General features: G+C 67.9%; 1 protein-coding gene. It reads left to right on the forward strand.

Features of this window, described 5'->3' with window-relative positions:
* On the forward strand, positions 1–1,195 hold a 1,195-nt coding region (locus FFS30_RS23685), incomplete at both ends, for a hypothetical protein (protein ID WP_212742579.1).

Here is a 1,195-nt window from a genome sequence, read left to right on the forward strand (position 1 = left end):
CGCAGCCGACGATCGCGCCGACCACGGCGCACGACGTGACCGCGGCGATCAGCGATACGCCGCCGGCGGGCATTACGTTCCAAAGTTGGACGTGCCAGGCGAGCAACGGCGCGACCTGTCCGGGCGGCGCCGTCAACGGCAGCACGACGGGCAGCGGGGCGATCTCGAGCACGGCCAGCGGCGCGGGCCAGGTTGCCGGCGGCGCTTATCTGCCCGCCGGCAACGCGGCGGCCGGCGGACTGCTGACCTATACGATCAATGCGGTCGCGAACGGCACGGCGTGCGGCGCGATCACCAATACCTCGACGATTGCGGTGCCGAGCGGATTCTCTCAGGGCACGTCGGTCGGCAGCACCTTCACCTCTCCTGCGACGGGTGGATCGGCCGATCTGACTGCGCAGGCGGTCGTCGATCCGATTTGCCCGAGCACCTTGGTTCTCAACAAGGCGACGACCGGCAATGCGCCGAGCGGCGGCGGCCCGTTCAATTTCACCCTGACCGGAACGACGCAGACCACGGGCACGGCAACGACCACCACGCCGAACGCGACGGTGCAGGTCGACGGCGACACGACGACGGCGGGAATCCAGGCGTTTACCATTCCGCCGAGCGCGATCGGCTCGAACGTGACGATCCAGGAAACCTCGCTGCCGGCCAATTGGTCTTTGCAGGGCGCGACGTGCACGGTGGCGGGCAATCCGGTCGGCAGCTTCGCCGGATCGACCTACACCTTGCCGAACGTGGCCGAGAACACCGCGTATATCTGCACGTTCACGAACCAGGCGATGGCGAACGTCACGTTGACCAAGACCGGCCCGGCGACGGCAACCCGCGCGATCAACTACCAATACACGCTGACGGTTACGAACGGCGGTCTGACGCCAACGGCTGCGAGCGTCGTGGTGCAGGATCAACTGCCGAGCGGAGTCACGGCGACGGCGGTATCCGGAGCGAGCTGCACCAATCTCAATACGGCCGGCGCGCTGCTGACCTGCACGATAGCCGGCCCGCTCGGTGCCGGCGCTTCCGCGAGCTTCACCTTGACGGTCAGCGCGGCGAACGCCGGAGCGATCACGAACTATGCGGCGACCAACAGCACGGGCAACGGCAGCAATCCGCCGAGCGCGCCGGGATCGAGCTGCAACAGTCCGGCGACGACGCCGCCGACGAGCTGCGCCAATGCGCCGACGACGGT

This window comes from Rudaea sp. 3F27F6 (genome assembly GCF_005503555.1).
Taxonomy (GTDB): Bacteria; Pseudomonadota; Gammaproteobacteria; order Xanthomonadales; family Rhodanobacteraceae; genus Rudaea.